Genomic DNA, 23,950 nt, shown 5'->3' with positions numbered 1-23,950 from the left:
TCGATATATGGCAATATATCCGCCGGTTTTTTCGCAAATGGAGTAATAACAGCTAAAAAAACATTTGATAGCAACGGGCGCAATAACCGTTTTTATCGCTATCTCTGCAAACTGTTTCATTATTGTTCTTTCTACTGTTTCCCCACTGGGAACCCTTTCGCAATTTCATTGTTTCATTAAGAAGGACAGCGCGTTGCATACCCAACAGATTATTGGTATGTCAAAAATAAAATAAATCAAAGAAGGTTGTTATGAGTCAAAACGATACTGATTCTAAAAAAAATCGCTCAAAAATTAGTCCCCCGGTATTTTATACCTCTGCACTTGTGATTATGGTTATTGTTGGTTTTGCCGCCATCATGCCGGAAGTAGCAGAATCTCATCTAAGTCATCTTCAACAAAACCTATTCAATAATGCTAGCTGGTTCTATATTCTAGCCGTCGCTATCATTCTTTTGAGTGTGACTTATCTGGGACTCTCTCGTTATGGACAGATAAAACTCGGCCCCGATCACGCACAACCTAATTTTAGCTATGTGTCTTGGTTTGCCATGCTGTTTTCCGCAGGTATGGGGATAGGGTTAATGTTCTTTGGTGTTGCAGAGCCTGTAATGCACTACCTCAACCCACCAGTCGGTGATCCGCAAACGGTTGAAGCCGCGAAAGAGGCAATGCGTTTGACCTTCTTCCATTGGGGCTTACACGCTTGGGCGATTTACGCCATTGTGGCGCTGATTTTAGCCTTTTTTAGCTACCGCCATGGGTTACCGCTGACCCTCCGCTCCGCACTGTATCCTATTATTGGTGATCGTATTTATGGCCCTATTGGCCACTTTGTCGATATTTTCGCGGTTGTCGGTACTGTTTTTGGGGTTGCGACATCATTAGGCTTTGGCGTATTGCAGGTTAATGCAGGGATGAATCACCTGTTTGGTCTGCCTGTTAGCCCAACCGTACAAGTTATTCTGATCGTTGTCTTTACTGGCCTTGCGACGCTGTCTGTGGTTTCAGGCCTAGATAAAGGGATCCGCATTCTTTCTGAATTAAACTTAGGTTTAGCCTTTATATTGATGCTACTGGTGTTGATCTTAGGACCAACCGTTTTATTACTGAAATCATTTGTTGAAAACACAGGTGGTTATCTATCCGAGATAGTCAACAAAACCTTTAACTTGTATGCCTATGAGCCTAAATCCAGTGATTGGTTAGGTGGTTGGACATTACTTTATTGGGGTTGGTGGCTCTCTTGGTCGCCATTTGTTGGGATGTTTATCGCGCGAATTTCACGTGGACGTACTATTCGTGAGTTCGTCACCGGCGTTCTATTTGTTCCTGCTGGCTTTACCTTGATGTGGATGACGTTCTTCGGTAATTCCGCCATTAACCTGATTAAAAACCAAGATGCCGTTAAACTGGCAGAAACAGTGCAATCAGATGTTTCACTCGCCCTGTTTGAATTTTTAACCTATTTCCCTTTCTCTACCGTACTGTCATTTTTTGCTATGCTGATGGTGGTCGTCTTCTTTGTCACTTCGGCTGACTCTGGGGCAATGGTTGTTGATACTTTAGCATCGGGTGGTGATTCAAATACCCCAGTTTGGCAGCGTATTTTCTGGGCTGGCTTAATGGGTATCGTTGCTATCACATTATTACTTGCAGGTGGCTTACAAGCACTACAAACCTTAACTATTGCCAGCGCCTTACCGTTTGCGATGGTACTATTAGCAGCAATTTATGGCTTATTTAAAGCATTGCGTATTGATGCTTATAAACGTGATAGCCAACAATTAGCCACAATTGCTCCGACAGCGAGCCGCAATCCAATTCCATGGCAACGACGCTTACGTAATATCGCGTATTTCCCAAAACGTAACCAAGTAAAACGTTTTCTCGGTGAGGTTGTTCATCCATCGATGGAAATGGTCTCAGAGGAGCTTGAGAAGCAGAATACGACTTGCCATATCTATAATGATAAAGATGATAGGATTGGCTTCGAGGTCGATTTAGGTGAGGATATGAACTTCCTATACGAAGTTCGCTTGCGCTACTATGTCCAACCTTCTTTTGCCCTTTCTGGCATGGGAACAGAGAGCGATGATGAAAAAAGCGAAGAGCAGAAATATTATCGTGCAGAGGTTCACCTTAAAGAAGGTGGGCAAGACTATGATGTTATGGGCTGGACCAAAGAACAGGTCATCCATGATATTCTCGACCAGTACGAAAAACATATTCACTTCCTACATCTACTAGGTAAGTAAACAACGAAAAGCCCCCTAATCAGAATGTTGCTGATTAGGGGGCAATTTATTTATTGCCCACGACATGCGAAATTCGCCCTAAGCGCTCTCTTTTTTATCCGCAATATGGCTGTAATCAGGGCTTTCTAAAGCAATTAATTCATCCAGCAGTGCGGTTAATTGTTGCATTTTCTCCTGAGAAAATGCCTGCTCAATTTTTTGATAGCCCTCTTCCACTTCTTGACGTGCTTTATCGTACAATGTTTGACCACTAGGCGTCAGAGAAACATAGAGCTTACGCTGATCATTGAGTGGCTTTAAGCGAAAAATTAACCCTTCCCGCTCCATACGAGTCAAAATCCCTGTCAAACTTGGACGAAGAATACAGGTTTGAACTGATAACTCATGGAAATCAATAGAGCGTTTATCGGCAAGTACTCGGATAATACGCCATTGCTGTTCAGTCAAATTGTATGACTTTAAAATAGGGCGAAAGAACCCCATCGCGGTCTCTCTTGCCTGTAATAATGCAATTGTCAATGATTCATGCATAAGTTTAAAACTCACCACTCTAAAATGTTTATTTAATACCAATTAAATTGGTATTACACAATCTATTGCGCCTTTACACCGCAAATTTACCCTTAGTGATAGCCTATTCTATCCACTTAAAACCAAGGTTAGCACGGTAAAATAACAATCACAAAGAAAAACCCCAAAATATTAATGAGTAAACAATTCAACAGCAAACCAAAAAGTTAATAAAAAGTTACAATAAAAATTCAAAAAAAATATCAGAATACTGAATATCAATAGGTTACATAAAAACCTTCTGAATATGTTAAAGAGATCACAATTAAAATTAACAATTTCTCTAGCCTATTGCCAATTACCACTTTATACATTATTAATATATTAACAATCATTCGAAATCATCGTTTTCCTAATAAGGAGTTGTCAATGAAAGGCACTGTATTTGCCGTTGCCCTCAATCATCAAAGCCAAGTGGCTCACTGGCATGAGGCATTCGGGCAAGCCCCTTATAAAACCCCACCAAAAACACCTGTGTGGTTTATAAAGCCGCGTAATACTCGGATCAATTCAGGGGAGCCTATTTTGCACCCTGCCGGTGAAGTGGTGCAAAGTGGTGCAACGCTAGCACTGGTTATTGGTAAAGATGCACGTAAAGTCAGCCAGTCAGAAGCCAAAAATTATATTGCGGGCTTTGCATTAGCAAATGAAGTCAGCCTACCTGAAGACTCATTTTATCGTCCTGCTATCAAAGCAAAATGCTGTGATAGTTTCTGCCCTATTGGGGAAATGGTTGAAACAACATTAACTGCCCCTGTCGACATTATCACCCTCATCAATGGTAAAGAAGCTGACCGTTGGTCTACAAAAGATCTGGTTCGTGATGCCAGTGAGTTAGTTGCCGCACTCAGTGAATTTGCCACGTTAAAAGCGGGTGATGTGATACTGATGGGCACGCCTCATCAACGCGTCACCATTCAGCCTGGTGATGAAGTCACTGTTCAAGCAGAAGGCTTTCCGAGCCTAAGCAATAACGTTGTTGTGGCAGGAGGACAATAATGAAACACGCAAAAATTCGTTACCAAGGTACTGAGTATTCCGTTACGGTTGGTGAAAACGAGCAAATCACATTACCAAATGGCCAAGTTATTGCAGGCGATGATGCTAATGTTGAATGGTTACCTCCTGTTAGAGGCACACTGTTCGCACTGGGCTTAAATTATGCCGACCATGCTACTGAACTTGATTTCAAGCCACCTGAAGAGCCTCTGATTTTTATCAAAGCAGATAACACATTAACAGGCCATCGCCAAGTTTCAGTGCGCCCCGATAATGTTGACTATATGCATTATGAGTCAGAGCTTGTTGTGGTCATTGGTAAAGCGGCATACAAAGTATCACAAGAAGATGCGATGGATTATGTTGCAGGCTACACCGTATGTAATGATTATGCGATCCGTGACTATTTAGAAAATTACTATCGCCCCAACCTGCGTGTTAAAAGCCGTGACACTTTAACGCCTATCGGTCCATGGGTTATCGATAAAGATCAGGTTAAAGATCCCCATAACCTTGCGCTATATACCTATGTAAACGGTGAGTTGCGCCAGAAAGGAACCACTGCTGATCTCATTTTCAATATCCCATTTTTAATTTCCTATCTCAGTGATTTTATGACACTGCAACCGGGTGACATGATCGCAACAGGAACACCAAAAGGCCTTTCTGATGTCGTACCTGGTGATGAAGTGATCGTTGAAGTTGAGGGTGTAGGCCGGCTGATTAACTATATTGTCAGCGAAAAAGAATATGAGGAACGAGTGTAATGACTAAGATTAACCATTGGATCAATGGCAAAAATGTTGCCAGCAAAGAATATTTCCAAACCACCAACCCTGCAACAGGTGAAGTACTCGCTGAAGTGGCTTCTGGTGGTCAAGATGAAATAAATCAAGCCGTTGCGGCAGCCAAAGAGGCATTCCCTAAATGGGCTAATACGCCAATGAAAGAGCGTGCTCGTTTGATGCGCCGTCTTGGTGAATTGATCGACCAAAACGTTCCTGAAATTGCAGAAATGGAAACTCAGGATACAGGTTTGCCAATTCATCAAACCAAAAATGTGTTGATCCCTCGTGCTTCACATAACTTTGAGTTTTTTGCCGAAGTCTGCCAACAGATGAATGGTCGTACCTACCCTGTTGACGACAAAATGATGAACTACACCCTGATCCAACCTGTTGGTGTCTGTGCACTGATCTCCCCTTGGAACGTGCCATTCATGACGGCAACATGGAAAACAGCACCTTGTTTAGCCCTAGGTAACACCGCTGTTTTAAAAATGTCTGAACTGTCACCATTATCAGCAAACCGTTTAGGTGAGCTGGCATTAGAAGCGGGGATCCCTGCTGGCGTACTTAACGTTGTGCAAGGTTACGGCAGCACAGCAGGTGACGCTCTAGTCAAACACCATGACGTTCGTGCCGTTTCCTTTACTGGTGGAACAGCAACAGGCCGCGTGATCATGCAAAACGCGGGTCTGAAAAAATATTCGATGGAACTTGGCGGCAAATCCCCTGTTCTGATATTTGAAGATGCCGATATCGAACGTGCATTAGATGCGGCTCTGTTTACCATTTTCTCAATTAATGGTGAACGTTGTACTGCCGGTTCTCGTATTTTCATCCAAGAAAGTATCTACCCTGAATTTGTTAAGCGCTTCGCTGAGCGCGCTAATCGCCTAATTGTCGGCGACCCAACGGATCCAAAAACACAAGTTGGTGCACTGATCAGTGAACAGCATTGGAACAAGGTATCCGGCTATATTCGCCTTGGTGTAGAAGAAGGGGCAACATTACTGGCTGGTGGCCCAGACAAGCCAACCGACCTACCTGCACATCTGAAAAATGGTAACTTCTTACGCCCGACCGTATTAGCAGATGTCGATAACCGTATGCGTGTTGCGCAAGAAGAGATCTTTGGGCCAGTTGCCTGCTTGATCCCATTCAAGTCAGAAGAAGATGGCCTACGTATGGCAAATGATGTTGAGTATGGTCTCGCATCTTATATTTGGACACAAGATGTCAGCAAGATCCTTCGCTTATCACGCAACATTGAAGCCGGTATGGTGTTTGTTAATACACAAAACGTACGTGATTTACGTCAACCATTTGGTGGCGTTAAAGCCTCTGGTGTTGGTCGTGAAGGCGGTGAATATAGCTTTGAAGTTTTTGCAGAAATGAAGAACGTTTGTATTTCCTTCGGGGATCACAACATTCCTCGTTGGGGTGTTTAATTTATTGAGATATTTAGTTTATTGGAAATTCAATAATAAATATTTAATCTAACTTATGCCCTAAATAATTCGGGCTGTAGCGAAAAATCACTCACACGCTACAGCTCGAAATATCACGGGGGAGGTAAAAACTTATGGGTAAATTAGCACTTGCGGCAAAAATAACGCATGTTCCATCCATGTACTTGTCAGAATTACCCGGCAAACATCATGGCTGCCGCCAATCCGCCATTGACGGTCATAAAGAGATCAGCCGCCGCTGCCGCGAACTTGGTGTTGATACTATTATTGTTTTTGATACTCACTGGTTAGTTAACAGTGCATATCACATCAACTGTGCCGATCACTTTAAAGGGATCTATACGAGTAACGAACTCCCTCATTTTATTCGTGATATGGAATATGAATATGATGGTAACTCCGAGCTTGGTCGCATGATCGGTGAAGAAGCCCGTAAACTAGGCGTTCGTGCTCAATCCCACGAAATCCCAAGCCTAACGTTAGAATATGCCACCTTAGTTCCTATGCGCTATATGAATAGTGATCGCCACTTTAAAGTGATCTCTATTTCTGCATTTTGCACCTCTCACAGTTTTGAAGACAGCCGTAAATTAGGCGAAGCCGTACTCACAGCCATCGAAAAATATGATGGCACGGTTGCTGTACTCGCGAGTGGCTCATTATCGCATCGCTTTATTGATGACCATCGTGCAGAAGAAGGGATGAACAATTATACCCGTGAATTTGATGAGCAAATGGATAAGCGTGTCGTCAAATTGTGGCGTGAAGGCCGTTTTAGTGAGTTCTGTAAGATGCTGCCGGAATACGCTGACTACTGTTATGGCGAAGGTCATATGCACGATACGGTGATGCTATTAGGCATGCTAGGTTGGGATAAATATGCAGAAAAAGTTGAAGTGCTGACCGATTTGTTCGCCAGTTCAGGTACCGGACAAATTAACGCTATTTTCCCGTTGCCAAGCTATATCACCGATAAACAAAAAGTCAGTGCGTAAGGAGTCGTCATGCCGCATTTTATTGCTGAGTGTACCGACAATATCCGTGAACAAGCGAATTTGCCTGAGCTATTTTCCAAGGTAAATAGTGCATTAGCAGGAACTGGTATTTTTCCTTTAGGCGGCATTCGTAGCCGTGCTATTTGGTTAGATACTTGGCAGATGGCTGATGGTAAACATGATTACGCCTTTGTCCATATGACACTCAAAATTGGTTCAGGGCGTTCTCTTGAAGATCGTCAAAAAACAGGTGAGATGCTATTTACCCTCATCAAAGAACACTTTGCTCAGTTAATGAGTGATAGGTATCTCGCTCTATCATTTACCATGGAAGAGCTTGATCCCGTGTTGAATTACAAACAAAACAATGTTCACGCTTTATTTAAATAAGGAAGCCTGATGCCGACGCCATTCGATAAACAGATCCCTCGCTACTTGATCCCATTATTAGGGTCACTGGTTGCATTTGGGCCATTATCGATAGATATGTATCTGCCTGCTCTGCCGCAAATGGGAAATGACCTCCAGGCGAGCCAAGGGCAGATGCAGTATACACTCGGCGCATTCTTTGCTGGCTTCTGTATTGGCATGTTGTTTTATGGGCCACTCAGCGACATTCTTGGTCGCCGTAAGATGCTGTTAAGTGGCCTAACTATTTTTACGCTCGCAAGTTTACTGTGCGCGCAAGCCTCTTCGGCTGACGCATTAATTGCTTTTCGTGCGTTACAAGCCTTCGGTAGTGGAGCCGCCATTGTCATGGCACGAGCCATTGCTCGAGACGTTTACCCAACAGGTGAACTGCCTAAAGTTTTATCTTTGATGACGTTAGTCACTATGATAGCGCCCTTACTGGCTCCCCTACTCGGTGGCTTTTTATTAATTCACTTTCAGTGGCAAGCGATCTTCTATCTTCTTGCACTGATAGGTCTTTGTTCTGCAAGTTGTATTTTCTTCTTGCTTCCTGAAACCTTGACACCGCAGAAAGAATCTAAAAATTTACTCAGTGTCGCGTTTCAAAATTACGCTCAAGTTTTAAGCGATAGAGAAGCACTGAGTATTATCGGTACGATGGCCTTCTCTTTTGCGGGTATGTTTGCCTTTATCAGCGGCTCTCCCTTTGTTTATATCAACTATTTTGGCGTATCGGAGCAACACTACGGTTTATTATTCGGCTGTAATATTCTCGGGATGATAGTGGTATTACTACTGAATGTCAGACTACTCAAAGTATACAGTTTAACTCGCATACTCTGCCTACAAAGTGGTGCGCAATTACTGTTTGGGCTATTACTACTCATTTTCTACCAGCAAAGCCTGCCTATTATTGTTATTCTGGTGGTGCTGTTTTTATCGATGGTCAATGCTATCGGTACAAATAGCTTATCACTGTTATTGCAGCATCGAGGAAAAATTGCCGGTAGCGCCAGTGCGCTTGCTATTTCGATTCAATTTGCATTGGCGGCGCTGGCAAGTGTTGCAGTTTCTGTACTACAGGATGAATCCCCATTTGCTATGGCACTGGTTATGGCTGTCTGTGCCGGATTAAGTTTCACAAGCCAACGTTTCTCGGCTAAAAATGTCCGCTCACAGTTAGTCTCAGTGCCTTCGGAGAAAAAAGAAAAATGAGTATCAATGTCAATTCTACCTTATTCCGCCAGCAGGCTTATATCAACGGTCAATGGGTTAACGCCAACGACAATAGTCAATTCGATGTCACTAACCCTGCGAACGGTGAAGTCATTGCAAAAGTCAGTAATGTAGGTGCAGCACAAACCCAACAAGCGATTGATGCTGCGGAAAAAGCCCTACCCGCTTGGCGTGCTAAAAGTGCCAAAGAGCGTAGCCAAATTCTTAATAAGTGGTTCCAATTGATGATGGAAAACCAAAAAGAGCTTGCAGAGCTACTCAGTTGGGAGCAAGGCAAATCCATCACAGAATCAATGGGTGAAATCGCCTATGGTGCAAGCTTTATTGAGTGGTTTGCCGAGGAAGGTAAACGCGTTTATGGCGAAACAATCCCATCTCCACTTCCTGGTCGCCGCTTAGTGACGATTAAACAGCCTGTGGGTGTGGTCGCTGCGATTACGCCATGGAACTTCCCAAATGCCATGATCACCCGTAAGGTTGGCCCAGCACTGGCGGCAGGATGTACGATGGTACTGAAACCTGCGGCTGAGACCCCATTATCAGCATTAGCACTAGCAGCATTAGGTGAAGAAGCTGGTATCCCAGCAGGGGTGTTCAACATCGTGCCAGGTACAGATGCAAAAGCCATTGGTGGTGTACTCACATCAAGTCCTGTTGTTCGTAAACTGACTTTCACTGGCTCCACACGTGTTGGCAAATTACTGATGGCGCAATGTGCCGATACAGTGAAAAAGCTATCATTGGAGCTCGGTGGCAATGCGCCTTTTATCGTGTTTGACGATGCCGACCTTGATGCCGCCGTACAGGGCGCATTAGCGGCTAAATTCCGCAACAGCGGGCAAACCTGTGTTTGTGCTAACCGTATTTTAGTTCAAGAAGGCGTCTATGATGAATTTGCTAAACGCTTAGCAAAAGCAGTCACTGAGCTAAAAATCGGCCCAGCAACTCAAGCCGATTCACAACAAGGCCCTCTGATTAACCAAGCTGCGGTTGATAAAGTCACCGAGCATATTGCAGATGCGGTTTCTAAAGGCGCACGCGTACTGGCAGGCGGTAAACCTGCTTCATTAGGCGGATTGTTCTTCGAGCCAACCGTATTAGCAGACGTCACCGAATCTATGATCGTCGCCAAAGAAGAGACTTTTGGTCCATTGGCGCCTCTGTTTAAGTTCCGCGATGAACAAGAAGCCATTGATTTAGCAAATGATACCGAATTTGGTCTGGCTTCCTATTTCTATTCTAGAGATATCGGCCGCATCTACCGTGTTGCAGAAGCACTCGAAAGCGGCATGGTCGGTATCAATGAAGGCATTATCTCAAATGAAGTTGCCCCATTTGGTGGCATTAAGCAGTCAGGGCTGGGGCGTGAAGGTTCACGTTACGGAATTGAAGACTATCTGGAAGTGAAATATCTCTGCTTCGGTGGGCTATCTACAAACTAATTTGACCTTTACAGATTAGCGCACTGCCATCTGGCAGTGCGGGTTAGAAAGCGCCCAACGTTTCTTGCGTGATAAGCAGAGTTCAACAGGAGCAATACTCGCATGTTACAAAAAGATGTCATATCGCAAGTTGCACAGCGCCTTAATCAGGCCGAGAAAACACGTGAACAGATCCGTCAGATTTCATTGGATCATCCACAAATCACCATTGAAGACGCATACGCTATTCAACGTGAATGGGTTGGCCTAAAAATCGCTGAAGGTCGTTCACTGAAAGGCCATAAAATTGGCTTAACATCGAAAGCTATGCAGGCTAGTTCTCAAATTGATGAACCTGACTACGGTGCACTTCTCGACGATATGTTTTTTGACGATGGTTGTGAAATTCCAACAGATCGTTTTATCGTTCCACGTATTGAAGTTGAGCTAGCATTTGTTTTAGCAAAACCCTTAAGTGGCCCAAACTGCACCCTGTTTGATGTTTATAACGCAACTGATTATGTCATACCGGCACTTGAGCTTATTGATGCCCGTTGCCACGGTATTGATCCTGAAACAAAGCGCCCACGCAAAGTATTCGATACCATTTCAGATAATGCGGCGAATGCGGCGGTGATCTTAGGGGGGAGACCAATCAAACCTCGCGACCTTGATTTACGATGGATCAGTGCATTGCTGTACCGTAACGGTGTTATTGAAGAGTCTGGCGTCGCGGCTGCGGTACTTAACCACCCTGCAAACGGGGTTGCTTGGCTGGCAAATAAACTCGCGCCACACAACGTCCAACTAGAAGCTGGCCAAATCATTTTAGGTGGCTCATTTACTCGACCGGTTCCTGCTCGTAAAGGGGATGTATTTCATGTGGACTACGGCGTGATGGGTTCCGTCAGTTGCCGCTTCGTATAAGGAGATCATCGTGGATATCCTACAAAATAAATTTAAACATGCACTAAAAGAAGGTCGACCACAAATCGGTTTATGGCTGGGGCTATGCAGCTCATATAGTGCTGAATTGGTGGCTGGAGCAGGTTTTGACTGGCTACTGATTGATGGTGAACACGCTCCTAATAATGTACAAACAATATTAACTCAATTACAGGCAATCGCACCTTATCCATCGCAGCCGGTTGTACGTCCACCTTGGAATGATCCTGTCATTATTAAACAGTTATTGGATATTGGGGCACAAACATTATTACTGCCTATGGTGCAAAATGCAGAGCAAGCACAGCAAGCTGTTCGCGCCACACGCTACCCTCCGGCGGGGATCCGCGGTGTGGGGAGCGCTCTAGCACGTGCATCACGTTGGAATCGTATTCCTAATTATCTGCAACGGGCCAATGATGAGATGTGTGTCATTGTGCAAGTCGAAACCCGTGAAGCTATCAATAATCTTTCGGAAATATTACAAGTCGAAGGGATCGATGGCGTCTTTATTGGGCCAGCTGATCTCAGTGCAGACATGGGCTATTCAGGTAATCCAAATCATCCCGAAGTGAAGGCAGTCATCGAAAAGGCTATTGTCCAAATTCGTGCTGCGGGTATTGCCCCTGGTATTTTAATGGCAGCGCCAGACGTCGCTGAACATTATTTAAAATTAGGTGCACTATTTGTTGCGGTTGGTGTGGATACAACATTGCTAGCGCGTAGCGCAGAAGCATTAGCGGCTCGCTTTGGCAATACCGTTTCTGAAGTGACATCTAACACACCCAGTGTGTATTAGTGATTTGCAATACAGTAGTAAACACCCAAAGCCATTAAGATAACTCGATCTTTCGGTTGTAAATACTTCGAGTTTGTCTCTAAGCGCTAAGCAAAAATCGCCGAGGAGCATGGATTATTGTGTGACTCGGATAGATAAGCAAGAGCGAATAATGAAACAACTTGGAATATGGCAAACCAATTACCCTACAAATATCAATCTGGTGGCTAAGGGAAAACAACATTAACAACCCTGTACCTACGGGGCAGACATGTTATATGGCTGCCTAAGAGCTTTTTGTACCCATAATAGCATTAAATGCATATAAATGAGGGAATTACAAAATGAGCAATTTATCCAATGTTGCTGAAAAAAATCCTGCTGAACAGCATAAAAATTTAACTGAACCACAACAACGCGTAATTAAAAAATTATTTCGCCGCCTAATTGTCTTTTTATTTGTATTATTTGTTTTTTCTTTCCTTGACCGCATTAATATCGGTTTTGCGGGTCTGACTATGGGGAAAGACATTGGTCTGACATCAACGATGTTTGGCCTTGCTGCCACACTATTTTATGCAACCTATGTTATTTTTGGGATACCTAGCAATATTATGTTGGGTATTGTGGGCGCCCGCCGTTGGATTGCCACCATCATGGTACTGTGGGGCATCGCCTCAACAGCCACAATGTTCGCAACAGGCCCGACAAGCCTCTATATTTTGCGGATGCTAGTCGGCGTCGCCGAAGCTGGCTTTTTACCGGGTATCCTAGTTTATTTAACTTACTGGTTTCCTGCTTATTTCCGCGCCCGTGCTAACGCTTTATTTATGGTGGCCATACCTGTCACAATGGCATTTGGTTCCCTAGCATCGGGTTACATCCTCGAAATGGATGGTATTTTAAACCTAAAAGGCTGGCAGTGGCTGTTCCTGCTGGAAGGTTTCCCTTCAGTGATCTTAGGCGTGCTGGTCTGGTTCTACCTTGATGATTCGCCAGATAAAGCAAAATGGCTAACGAAAGAAGACAAAGAGAGTCTTCAAGAAATGATGGAGCAAGATAAGTTAGAATTGGTTCAGCCGCACGGTTCGAAAAGCCATACGGCATTACAGAATACTAGCTTATGGAAAGAGATTTTTACCCCTGTTGTCTTAATGTATACCGTGGCCTATTTCTGCCTGACCAATACGCTCAGTGCCATTAATATCTGGACGCCACAAATTATGCAGAGCTTTAATGAAGGCAGTAGTAACGCCATGATAGGCCTACTGACGGCTATCCCTCAGTTCTGTACTATACTTGGTATGGTGTATTGGAGCCGGCGTTCTGACAGATTACAAGAACGTAAAATGCACACCGCACTCCCCTACCTATTTGCAGCGGCAGGTTGGGTATTAGCGGCACTGACACATCATCCTGTCATCCAATTAATTGGTATCATTATGGCATCGACAGGTTCATTTACCGCAATGGCTGTATTCTGGACCACGCCAGACCAATCCATCAGTTTACGTGCTCGTGCTGTTGGTATTGCTGTTATCAACGCAACAGGTAATATTGGTTCAGCGGTCAGCCCACTACTGATTGGTTGGCTAAAAGACCAAACAGGTAGCTTCAATTCAGGGCTGTACTTTGTCGCTGGGTTGTTGGTCGTTGGGGCGCTATTAGTCGCATTTATTCCCATGAAGAGCTCACGTCCTAGAGCAACACCGTAATATTCAAAGATAACAAAATAGTCGAGCCGCAATCCTCTGTATTGCGGCTCGAAACCAACAGAGTAAAGGGAGAATGTGGTGTCATCATTAATAACCAATATTGATATCAGTAAAGATTATGATGAAACACAAGGGAATGATGATGTTCATTACCAAACATTCGGTAATATGGCCGCCTTTTTTGGCCGTGATATGCAAGCACATCGACATGATGGCTTTTTTCAGTTGCACTACCTTGAAACAGGTCATATCACATTACAACTTGATGACCTACGTTATTCAGTCCAAGCCCCTTTATTTATTCTAACGCCGCCTTCTGTTCCTCATGCCTTTTTTACTCAAGAAGATACAGATGGGCACGTGCTGACCGTTCGCCAAGATTTAATCATCCCTTTATTAGAATCACTTTACCCTGCTAACCCTGATTTAGTCTCTATTCCTGCGATTTGTTTGTCCGTTGCTGATAAACCCGATGACCTTGAAACTTTTAATCACTATTGGGCACTAATGGCTCGCGAATCGGCTAATAGCTACGCCGGACGCGATCAGGTATTATCCTCTTTAGCTCAAGCGCTATTTACTTTCCTATTACGCTCAATTCCCCTTGATGACCACCCAGTTAGTGGTGTAAGAGGAGAACATCGCCTATTCCAACGTTTTAACCAGCTTATTGATTCACACTACCATGAGCACCTTTCTGTTCCCGAATATGCAGACAAACTGGGTGTTACCGAATCTCGTCTCAAAGATATGTGCCGACGTTTCGCTAACCGCCCACCCAAGCGCCTGATTTTTGACCGCATATTACGAGAAGCGAAACGTATGCTATTGTTTTGTGACAGCCCTGTATCAGAAATAGCCTACCAACTTGGATTTAAAGATCCGGCTTACTTTGCACGCTTCTTTAACCGTTTAGTTGGGGATTCCCCTAGCCAATGGCGAGATAAAAATATCCACTAATCTATGATAGTTAAACTTAATCATGACACGTGGTTATTGAAAATTTTAACGCTGTCTATTAACGCGTTTCTCTGCTATTTATCGCAATAACCATAATAAAAATGTTTAATAAACTGCTTTATTTATAAATTGTTCATTACTAATATCTATAAGTAATAATCAATGCGTATTTTCTATTTTTCATTGTCATTTTTATTTATTAATAATAACTATTAAAATGAAATAAATTAACAATTACTATTTATTCAAATTTCACAATTACATCATATTTTAAAATTAAATCAGGATGTTATATAACGTATCTCTATAGATTATTTACATATTAATCAATTAGGTATTTTTACTTAATTCTATAACTAAATATTATATCAAAATAAGATGATTTACCTAAAAGACCATGGTAAAAATCACTCATTCTACGTGTAATGGTGTTTGTTATTCTCAGGGTGAAGGTTAACTATGTACGATGATTTAAATTCATTAAGCCGTCAGCTTAAAATGGATAATTTTTCTTTCCTTGAAATTGAAGAAACCACTCAATCCAAGGATGAACAGCCATTATCTAATATGGCTATTAAGCAAGAACTCCCATTACCTGAGAAAATTGAAGTGGTTTCTGAATCAACGACTCAGCCCCAGCCAACCCAACCAAATGAGTCTTACTCAACAATTAATGAGTTTTCTCATTTCCTTAATTATAAAAATAATCACTACCATAATACAGCGGACTCAGCTTCTCATACGGAGCAACTTGTTATACTGAGTGAACTCTTTTCAAGTATTAGTAAAAAATAAAATACTCATTTACCTATAGTATAATAAAACCTCATTATGAGTTAGTGATATGCAAAAAACACTCAAAATCGTTACGTCTATACTTTTGTTATTCTTATTTATTTTATTAATTATCATTCCTCTAGATAGTGATAAACAGTTTCTATTAGGAGGCGTATTAATTGTATTTACATTCTTTATTGGAATATTTAAAAATAAAAAGCTACAGCTTGCCTTGATATTAATATCACTACTTTGTACTTCTCGTTATATCTGGTGGCGGGCAACAACGACCCTTTATTTTGATTCTTATATTGAGCTGATTTTAGGAACATTACTATTTATTGCGGAACTATATTCATTAGCTATTCTATTATTCGGTTATATTCAAACCTGTTGGCCATTAAAAAGAACGATCGCCCCCTTACCGAAAGATACTTCATTATGGCCAACGGTTGATCTATTTATTCCAACCTATAATGAAAGTATTGATATCGTCAAAGATACAGCGCTTGCTGCACAGTGTATCGAATATCCTAAAGATAAATTAAAAATTTATATATTAGATGATGGGAAGCGAGATGAGTTTCGCCAGTTAGCTGAAGATATTCAAGTTGGCTATATGATCCGCCCTGATAATAACCATGCAAAAGCAGGAAACCTTAATCATGCATTAACAAAAACGCATGGTGAACTGATTTGTATTTTTGATTGCGACCATGTAGCGACACGCGTATTTTTACAAGCAACAGTAGGGGCATTTTTAGTCGATGAAAAACTCGCTTTGATCCAAACCCCCCATTATTTTTACTCTAAAGATCCCTTTGAACGTAATTTAAGTGCGGCTAAAAGAGCGCCGCATGAAGGTGCGCTATTTTATGGTCCAGTGCAGCAAGGTAACGATAATTGGAATGCCGCGTTTTTCTGTGGCTCTTGTGCGGTAATTCGCCGTAGTGCCTTAAAAGAGACAAATGGATTTGCGGTAGAAACGGTTACCGAAGATGCCCATACGGCCCTTAAATTGCAGCGTAAGGGATGGAATACCGCTTTCTTAGATATTCCTCTTTCAGCGGGTTTAGCGACTGAACGCTTAACTTTGCACATTAACCAACGTATACGTTGGGCACGAGGCATGACACAGATTTTTCGCGTCGATAACCCGCTATTAGGTAAAGGTCTGACATTTACACAACGTATCTGTTATTTAAATGCCATGCTACATTTTCAGTATGGGCTACCTCGAGCGATTTTCCTCTTATCCCCTTTGGTTTTTATTCTATTTGATTTAAATATTATCTCATCATCCGCAACACTCATATTTTCTTATGCGCTACCTCATTTGATTACTTCTAACTATGTCAATTCAAAACTTGTCGGTAGCTATCGCTATTCTTTCTGGGGGGAAATTTATGAAACAGTGATGGCTTTTCATTTAATACTCCCAACATTGATGAGCTTAATATCGCCAAAACTCGGTAAATTTAATGTTACTGATAAAGGTGATTTAACAGATAAAAACTATTTTGATCACACGGCCGTTCGCCCGCTCCTTATTGTCGCCGTACTTTTAGTCGCCGCAATTGGGATTGCCTTATTCAAATGGATTATGGGTCTATATCATTATATTGATAACGGTGTCATTGTGATTAACCTTATATGGGGTATTTATAGCTTACTGATTGTCCTCGCTTCTATATCGGTAGCAAAAGAGACCAAACAGTTACGTCGAGCCACGAGGGTTCCTGCATCAATCCCTGTGACCGTTTATTTTTCTGATAATAGCGTTATAGAAACTCAGTCCATTGATCTCTCCATGAGTGGGGCAAGACTTAACTTCCCATTTGAGCATAATGTTACACAGGCATTTATTACACAAATTGCCATTGGTATAGGCAAAGAAAGAGCATTTATCCCGATCCAGCAAGCATGGATTGATAATAAGCAATTAAGAATGGAATTTGCTCACTTAACTCATGCTATTCGACGTGATGTTGTACGTGTTGTATTAACTCGAGCAGATGCTTGGTTTAAACCTAAACATGCAAACGACAAACCATTAAGGTCATTTATCGACGTGCTGCAATGTGCATTTGAATTGTTCATTATCCGTAAAGATAAGAAGGCCACGGATAATTCCATTTTGCTTTCAAAACAAAATAGTAAAGAGCAGCATCATGTTTAACCGCCTGAAATTAATATTTATCGCTTACGCGTTATTAATAAGTCATACGGCCGCATTTGCCGTAGAGAGAGTGGATACACAGAAAAAAGTTTCTGCGCCATTAGACTTTATATTAAATAATGGGCTAATAAAAAATAGCGATGTTATAGACACTACCGCTGAAGAAATTACCTTGAAAAAAATTGGCCTCATAAACGGCCTGACCTTAAGTGGTGATAAACTCCAATCTGGTATTAGTTTTACTTTGCCCTATGATTTTATTGTTATAAATGCAGAAATACGCTTAATCATTTCAATCAAAGAAACTGAAAATATCGAAAAGGATAATTTACAAATAACGCTAAATGATCAGTCTTTAGGTTCGATACCGTTATCTCAACTTCATGAAAATAAATCGACTTTTACTTTAAAAGTACCAAACGCCATTCTCTCTTCAAAGAACAATTTAAACTTTCAGATCATTAGTAATGATGACATCATTAATAATGAGTGGACATGCCAGCGCCCAGACTTAAAAGATCTTAATCTTGAGATTTCCCCTTTAACCTCAATGGCATTAAAAGGGGTATTAATGAATACGCGTAAATCACTCATGGATTTTCCTCGGCCATTTTTAGATCCTTTAAAAATGAATAGCAATGAACTTGCTTTTATCTATGCCGCTTCACCGACCCCAGATACCTTAATGGCCTCTGCCATTGTAGCCTCTATTTTTGGCATCAAAAGTGGGGAAAAAGGGAACCATTTCAATGTTTATCTTGATGAATTACCGGAAAAGCATGCTGTTTTATTCACAATGGCGGATGAGACCATTTCAGGGATCTCCTTTAATCAGGCTAAAGGCCCAAATATCAGAATTATAGATAACCCTGTAAACGAGAAATACAAAATCTTGGTCATTAGTGGACGTCATGCACATGAGCTGCGTCAGGCCGCTTACCAACTCTTTACACCTGATTTACCTGACAGCAGCGATATGGCTATCGCCAACTATCATGTACAAAAACGGCAAGCTTATGATGCCCCTAACTGGCTTTCGGCGAAAAAAATAATCACTTTCAGCCAAATAATTAAAAGTCGCGACGCCCTGCAATCCCGCTTGTTTTGGAATGAAGAGAAAAACATTATTTTTCGCCTTCCACCTGATGTATTCATGTTATCAGGGAACAAAATCCCCGTGAAAATAGACTATACGTTTGATGGTAAAAATTGGATTGATATGAAGCATTCGATGCTAACTATCGCATTGAACTATCAATTTTTAAAAAATATTTCTGCTCAAAAACACAGCATTATTAGTCCAATCACGGAGTTTTTTACTAATAACCACGACAACAGCACAACACTTTATCTTGATAGCGCAAGCTTATTTGGTGAAAACAGACTAAGCTTTTATTTTAATATCACACCGCATCAAGAAACGCCTTGTAATATCCGTAATAATGGTGAGATTGTTAATCAAATATTGTCTAGCTCTACATTTGATCTCAGTAATATTTCCAATTTTGGGGAGCTACCAAATACGGCTTGGTTTTTAAATGGCCTATTCCCATTTACGAAATATGCCGATTTATCAGATACCGTAATTTTATTAACCAAAAATCCAGCTAAAGAAGAAATCGCATTAATGCTTCATTTAATGGAAAAAGCAGGACGCATTACTGGCTTTCCGGTTAGTCAGGTCACCATACTCACTGATACAACAAAACCACAAAATAATTTAAAACTCACGAGTTCGAATATTATTGCAATCTCTAAATTAAAAGAGATCGCAGCATTCAAGCCACTAATAAAAGATACCTCTTATCATTATAGTTATGGGCAATTACAAGTCATGCCCCCTTCTCTATTGCAGAAACTGAAACTGCTTCTACTCGGAGAATGGAAAAATCAATTTGAAGAAGCAAACAATATTTTAATAAATTCACAAAAATGGCGAGGATTACTCAGCTTCCCATCACCTTGGTCTAGCAACAAAGTCGTGACCATTTTAACTGCGACTAACAGTGAACAACTGAAAAAACTCCATGATGATATTGATAAGCCTGGAAGACAACAACTCGAATCGGGTGATATCTTGCTATTTAATGATTTTGATGATGTTAAGGTTCTGCGAGTTAATGCATCATTTTTATCAGGCGAATTACCGCTACACACATTAGTCCTTTGGTTTTTTAGCCAACATTTATTTCTATTAATGGCTATGTTATTTACCACCTTATTCCTTATGAGTTTGTATTTGTTTAAAAGATTAAAAAACCATGAATCCAAACGTCTATCAAGGATGAAAAAATAAAATGAAAAATAGCTTATTAATAAAAGTATTTATTACTTTGCTCTGTGGTACATACCCACTATCGACGTTAGCTCGATCATTAGAAAATGAAACAGCCATTAAAGTTCTATTAGAAAAGGCCAATTATTGGCACAGTAAATCTAACTATGACCTTGCTTACGATGCGCTGAGTAAAGTTTTTGCCATTGAGCAATATAATATTGAAGCATTATATCTAATGTCATATTACAAAATTCAGCAAGGTAAAAAACAAGAAGCGGCTCTCTGGGTTAATAAACTCAAAAAATATGCCCCAGACGATCAGCGGCTTTCACAATTAGCCCAGTTTTCGCCCCGTGAAAATCGTTCCGATGAGATACTCAAAAAAGCCCGAGAATTTGCAACACAAGGTCAGATTGAACAAGCAATACAGGCGTATGACAAATTATTTACACATAATCCACCTAGTGGTGACTTAGCGATTGAATATTATGAAACACTCGCTGGCAGTAAAAAACACCTAGAAAAAGCAATCGCTGAGCTAAGAAAAATAGCACAGCAAACACCATCAGATGAGAAGGTACAGCGTATTCTTGCAACGGTATTAACCTATCAAGAGAAAACAAGGCGAGAGGGAATTCAAAAGCTCATCCAGATCGAAAATAAAGATAAGGCGGTGGTCAATTCATTGAAGCAAGCACTACTATGGTTACAACCCGATGAAAAAGATCTGCCCGCTTACCAGCATTTTATGAATTTATCACCAAATGATAGCCTTGTAATGGAACACTATAACAATCGCATTGGTAACAGTGATATTCGTGCTGGATTTACGCTATTAAATAGAGGTAGCCTTGAACAAGCAAAGCAAAAATTCACACAAGCGCTAACAAATGATCCTAAAAATATCGATGCCACTGCGGGTCTGGGTTACGTGGCGCTCCGTCAAAAAAACTATCAAGAAGCAGAGAAGTTATTAAGTGAAGCGGCTAATAACACAACGGATCATAAAAGAGCCCAATGGTTAAAAGATATCAAAAATATTAACTACTATTCGCAACTAGATAGAGTTAAACAATTAGCGCGTAATCAGCAATTTGATCACGCAATTAGCTTACTTAAAAGTACCAGTGTGAGTGACCCACAGCAGCAACTTGCTCTCAATTTATTACTAGCACAAACCTATCGTGATAAAAAAGACTATGCTAGCGCAGAGTCGTTATATCGGACGCTTCATCAAAACTACCCTAATAATAAAACAGTGAAAGAGCAGCTAGTCTGGTTATTTAACGAACAAAAAAAATATCAAGAATTAGAGCTATTATTACAAACCTTCTCTCCTACTGAGCGCTATGATTATCAGCAAAAAATAAATTTCAGTGAGCAATACCGAAAAAATGCAGAAAAAGCACTTAATAATGGCTTAGTGAATGAAGCGGAAAATATTCTCACACAAGCCATTAATAAAGATCCTCAAAATGCTTGGCTGCACCTCGATTACGCCAGACTGCTACTTAAAAAAGGTGATCATCATAAAGCAAATGCAGTGATGAATAATTTGGTTGCAACCTATCCTTCACCTGCAACTTGGCATAGCGCGATCATTTTGGCAAGCGAGCAAAATCACTGGAAGGATGTATTGAATTTAATTCATAAAATTCCTAGTGGATCACAAACGGCAGAAATAACTGAGCTTAAACATCGCGCTAAATTTAATCAACAAATTGATATTGCCCAACACTACATTGATAGTGGGAATCACAATGCAGCATTAAATACCCTAAAAATAAATATTAAATCATTACCTCAGAACCCAGCCGATATTGGCCGCCTTGCTCAGCTATATATAGATGCGGGTGATAGTCAAATGGCGCTAAATGTGATCCATCAAAACCTATCCGTTGAGCCACAAGGAAGCCTAAAAGATTATACACAGCAAATCCTTATCTTACGCCGCTTAGGATACTTTGCAGAAGCAGAGAGCTTGATGAACTCCCCGGCTTTACTCGCCACAACCAGCGAAAAAGAGTTAAATCACATTAGAGCGGGCTACCTCAGCGAACAAGCCGATTTATTTCGCGAAAAAGGTCATCTCAACGAAGCTTGGGAAATATTAGCGCCAGAAATAAAAAATGATCCGAATAATAGCCAACTCTTATTAGCTGTTGCCCGAGTTTATCAATCAAATGATCAACCCGAGCAAGCGAGTGATGTTTATCAATACCTATTAGCTATTTCCCCTAAAAATCAGGATGCATTAATAGGCTTAGTTGATCTAGCAATTAACAATGACGACAGTGTGACAGCAAGAAAATATTTTGCAGAGATCAAGGCAACCAACAAAACCGATTACCTGATTTTGTCGGCTCGCCTTGCTGAGCTGGAAGGTCATAATACCCAAGCACTCAAATTATTAAAAACAGCACAATGGGGATTAATTCAGCCGCAAGAACAGCCAACTTATTTACCAGTAAATCACCCATTAGCTGGGCAAATACTCATGCACGCTCAGCACAATCCTCGCCAAAAGGCCCAATTAGACCATATTGAAATGATGCTTACAGATTTACAGCAAAAAACATCTGTCGCATTGAATAATGCCATTCAGGTAAACAGCCACTCAGGGGAGTCAGGATTAAGCAAATTTACCGAAATCAAAGAGACCCTCACACTCTCTCTTCCACTGCTTGATAATATTAAGTTAGCGCTGAGCGTATCCCCTTCGGTTATTAGTTCAGGCAAAACTCCCGCTGAAAATGCCAGCCTTGTGGGCAGTGGAGCGTTAACGAGAGCCAATCGCCGTAGCCTAGTTGAAAGTGCTTCACGCGCTAATGTACATGCCGATGAAATTAATAGCCGTTCAATTCAAGGCTTAGAATCAAATATTTTATTGAAAGGCGATAACTTTCAATTGGATTTCGGGCATACCAATAGTGATGGCTTAATTGTTTCCTTAGTTGGCGGAGCTGAATGGTCAATTAACACCTCACCACATAGCCAATTAACTTTAGCAGCCGAACGGCGAGCGGTAACTGATAGCCAACTTTCATACAGTGGGCTTAAAGATAGTGTAACAGGTAGAACATGGGGAGCCGTGACACGCAATACGCTGTCAGCACAATACGCATGGGATAATAGCCATTATGGTACTTATGCCAAAGTTGCCGCTAATAAGTATATTGGTACCCACGTTCCTAATAACCAATCTGTTGATCTCAATGCTGGCTCTTATATTTATGGAATAAATGAAAATAATAAAACTCTAAAATTAGGCGCTAATATTCATTATATGGGATTTGATAAAAACCTTAATTATTATACATTAGGGCATGCAGGGTATTTCAGCCCACAGAAATATATTGCAGTTTCATTGCCTATTTCTTATGAGCAAAAATTAGATAATTTATCAGTAAAATTAAACTCCACTGTTGGATATCAATCGTACACGACTGAAAGTGCAGATTATTACCCTACAGATAGACAACTACAAGATGAATTAAACAGTTACACAGATAATGATGAATATATAGATACTCACTATAAAAAGAGCAGTAAAAATGGCATAAGTTATTCTTTTGGCGTAGAGACTAACTATAAAATATCACCATCTTCATTTATTGGAGCGAATGTTAGTTATAATACTTTTGGTAATTATGATGAGACAAAAGCTAATATTTACTTTAAATATTTATTCGACAAAGATATACTAGGAAAATAAAAATGATGTTTGACCAAGATAGTTACTTACAACGTGGTTATAAAACAGGCTGGCATGATTTAATTAATTTTTTATTTTATGAGTTTTCGTCAGGTGAAACTAATGAAGGCTGTAAAACGCTACGGCGAATTGGGCAACAGCTTGGTGAATTACACACTATTGAGAATTCAAGTACATTAAGTCAATTAGAAAAAAATATTAATACTGTTCTAGAAGTGTTCAATTGGGGGTTTGTTAAAATGGCACCCGCAAATAGTGAATTGCTTATTATGCATTGTGCGTGGCCTCACGCGCCTAAATCGGTCAATAAAAAATGGCGTCGAGCTAGCGCTAGTATTTTAGAAGGCTTATATACTCAGTGGTTAACATCGCAAGGCGGTAATAAATCAGTGCCTGTATTGTGGAATGAAAATGCAACTGAAGATATTTTCATATTTCGTTATGCTTTATTTAAATAGA

At 40.9% G+C, this 23,950-nt stretch carries 18 protein-coding genes; 17 read left to right on the top strand and 1 reads right to left on the bottom strand.

The features are described from left to right. Nucleotides 1-251: 251 nt before the first annotated feature. The gene (locus tag PSF11_RS19240) at nucleotides 252-2,258 is read left to right on the top strand and encodes a BCCT family transporter (protein ID WP_072502503.1); all 2,007 of its coding nucleotides are present in this window, start codon (nucleotides 252-254) and stop codon (nucleotides 2,256-2,258) included. Between the two features lie 78 nt (nucleotides 2,259-2,336). On the opposite strand, the gene hpaR is transcribed toward PSF11_RS19240, so the two are convergent. Continuing rightward, complete coding sequence (hpaR, locus tag PSF11_RS19235; RefSeq protein ID WP_004927374.1) at nucleotides 2,337-2,789, bottom strand: homoprotocatechuate degradation operon regulator HpaR; 453 nt, start codon at nucleotides 2,787-2,789, stop codon at nucleotides 2,337-2,339. Nucleotides 2,790-3,197: 408 nt separating this feature from the next. Here hpaR and PSF11_RS19230 point away from each other — a divergent pair, with 408 nt between their 5' ends. The 16 genes from PSF11_RS19230 (at nucleotide 3,198) to bcsD (ending at nucleotide 23,949) form a co-directional block, all read left to right on the top strand. Then, the gene (locus PSF11_RS19230; protein WP_004927370.1) at nucleotides 3,198-3,827 is read left to right on the top strand and encodes a fumarylacetoacetate hydrolase family protein; all 630 of its coding nucleotides are present in this window, start codon (nucleotides 3,198-3,200) and stop codon (nucleotides 3,825-3,827) included. After that, nucleotides 3,827-4,594, top strand: a complete 768-nt coding sequence (locus tag PSF11_RS19225; RefSeq protein WP_004927367.1) for a fumarylacetoacetate hydrolase family protein — start codon at nucleotides 3,827-3,829, stop codon at nucleotides 4,592-4,594. Before PSF11_RS19230 ends, PSF11_RS19225 begins: the two co-directional genes overlap by 1 nt. Then, nucleotides 4,594-6,060: a 5-carboxymethyl-2-hydroxymuconate semialdehyde dehydrogenase gene (hpaE, locus tag PSF11_RS19220; RefSeq protein WP_004927363.1), complete on the top strand. Its 1,467-nt coding sequence runs from the start codon at nucleotides 4,594-4,596 to the stop codon at nucleotides 6,058-6,060. The genes PSF11_RS19225 and hpaE overlap by 1 nt, the downstream gene beginning before the upstream one ends. A 134-nt stretch (nucleotides 6,061-6,194) precedes the next feature. Further along, complete coding sequence (hpaD, locus tag PSF11_RS19215; protein ID WP_004927362.1) at nucleotides 6,195-7,076, top strand: 3,4-dihydroxyphenylacetate 2,3-dioxygenase; 882 nt, start codon at nucleotides 6,195-6,197, stop codon at nucleotides 7,074-7,076. Between the two features lie 9 nt (nucleotides 7,077-7,085). After that, entirely contained in the window at nucleotides 7,086-7,466 is a 381-nt protein-coding gene (locus PSF11_RS19210) for a 5-carboxymethyl-2-hydroxymuconate Delta-isomerase (protein WP_004927358.1), read from the top strand. A 9-nt stretch (nucleotides 7,467-7,475) separates the two neighbouring features. Then, a complete protein-coding gene (locus tag PSF11_RS19205) occupies nucleotides 7,476-8,702 on the top strand; it encodes a Bcr/CflA family multidrug efflux MFS transporter (RefSeq protein ID WP_004927355.1) in 1,227 nt (408 codons plus the stop codon). Beyond that, nucleotides 8,699-10,165, top strand: coding sequence for an NAD-dependent succinate-semialdehyde dehydrogenase (locus tag PSF11_RS19200; RefSeq protein ID WP_004927350.1), 1,467 nt, complete (start codon nucleotides 8,699-8,701; stop codon nucleotides 10,163-10,165). The genes PSF11_RS19205 and PSF11_RS19200 overlap by 4 nt, the downstream gene beginning before the upstream one ends. Nucleotides 10,166-10,267: 102 nt before the next feature. After that, complete coding sequence (gene hpaH, locus PSF11_RS19195) at nucleotides 10,268-11,071, top strand: 2-oxo-hept-4-ene-1,7-dioate hydratase (protein WP_004927346.1); 804 nt, start codon at nucleotides 10,268-10,270, stop codon at nucleotides 11,069-11,071. A 10-nt stretch (nucleotides 11,072-11,081) separates the two neighbouring features. Further along, a complete protein-coding gene (gene hpaI / locus PSF11_RS19190; RefSeq protein ID WP_014656738.1) occupies nucleotides 11,082-11,888 on the top strand; it encodes a 4-hydroxy-2-oxoheptanedioate aldolase in 807 nt (268 codons plus the stop codon). 323 nt (nucleotides 11,889-12,211) lie between these two features. Next, on the top strand, nucleotides 12,212-13,582 hold the full coding sequence (gene hpaX, locus PSF11_RS19185; RefSeq protein WP_272682872.1) for a 4-hydroxyphenylacetate permease: 1,371 nt from the start codon (nucleotides 12,212-12,214) through the stop codon (nucleotides 13,580-13,582). Nucleotides 13,583-13,657: 75 nt separating this feature from the next. Beyond that, nucleotides 13,658-14,542, top strand: coding sequence for a 4-hydroxyphenylacetate catabolism regulatory protein HpaA (gene hpaA / locus PSF11_RS19180; protein ID WP_004927338.1), 885 nt, complete (start codon nucleotides 13,658-13,660; stop codon nucleotides 14,540-14,542). 459 nt (nucleotides 14,543-15,001) lie between these two features. Further along, a complete protein-coding gene (locus PSF11_RS19175) occupies nucleotides 15,002-15,337 on the top strand; it encodes a hypothetical protein (protein ID WP_004927336.1) in 336 nt (111 codons plus the stop codon). A gap of 49 nt (nucleotides 15,338-15,386) precedes the next feature. Then, entirely contained in the window at nucleotides 15,387-17,498 is a 2,112-nt protein-coding gene (bcsA, locus tag PSF11_RS19170) for a UDP-forming cellulose synthase catalytic subunit (RefSeq protein ID WP_072502504.1), read from the top strand. Beyond that, the gene (locus PSF11_RS19165; protein WP_072502505.1) at nucleotides 17,491-19,794 is read left to right on the top strand and encodes a cellulose biosynthesis cyclic di-GMP-binding regulatory protein BcsB; all 2,304 of its coding nucleotides are present in this window, start codon (nucleotides 17,491-17,493) and stop codon (nucleotides 19,792-19,794) included. Before bcsA ends, PSF11_RS19165 begins: the two co-directional genes overlap by 8 nt. Nucleotide 19,795: 1 nt before the next feature. Continuing rightward, entirely contained in the window at nucleotides 19,796-23,491 is a 3,696-nt protein-coding gene (locus PSF11_RS19160) for a cellulose synthase subunit BcsC-related outer membrane protein (RefSeq protein ID WP_052127974.1), read from the top strand. A gap of 2 nt (nucleotides 23,492-23,493) precedes the next feature. Further along, nucleotides 23,494-23,949, top strand: coding sequence for a cellulose biosynthesis protein BcsD (bcsD, locus tag PSF11_RS19155; RefSeq protein WP_004927325.1), 456 nt, complete (start codon nucleotides 23,494-23,496; stop codon nucleotides 23,947-23,949). Nucleotide 23,950 lies beyond the last annotated feature (1 nt).

Source organism: Providencia sp. PROV119 (genome assembly GCF_028482435.1).
GTDB lineage: Bacteria > Pseudomonadota > Gammaproteobacteria > Enterobacterales > Enterobacteriaceae > Providencia > Providencia stuartii.
The sequence above is the reverse complement of the archived record's forward strand: the minus strand, read 5'-3'. Positions and strand labels throughout refer to the sequence as shown.